Genomic DNA, 269 nt, shown 5'->3' with positions numbered 1-269 from the left:
ATCACAAGTTTGCGTTTGCCTGCGAGTCGACCTTTATAAAAAAACAATTCCAACAAATAAGCGAGGCGCACATTGACGTGATTCGCCCTATTTTGCCACCGCAAAAATTTCAGGTAAGTGAAACGGGCGACGCCATTCTAGTGATCAATCCTCACCCTAAAAAGGGTGGAAGGTTGATTGTAGAGGCTGCGCGTCAATTGCCCCACCGTCGCTTTTTGATAGTAGGCGGCTGGGCCAATACTCAACACGACCCTGAGGTTGTGGAGATC

Annotated in this window: 1 protein-coding gene; it reads left to right on the top strand. The window is 48.3% G+C overall.

Going from position 1 to position 269, the window contains the following annotated elements:
* Positions 1–269, top strand: a 269-nt coding sequence (locus NLF92_RS13050) for a hypothetical protein (protein WP_254102651.1), incomplete at both ends; no start/stop codon positions are given.

This window comes from Opacimonas viscosa, from assembly GCF_024199005.1.
Taxonomy (GTDB): Bacteria; Pseudomonadota; Gammaproteobacteria; order Enterobacterales; family Alteromonadaceae; genus Opacimonas; species Opacimonas viscosa.
The sequence above is the reverse complement of the archived record's forward strand: the minus strand, read 5'-3'. Positions and strand labels throughout refer to the sequence as shown.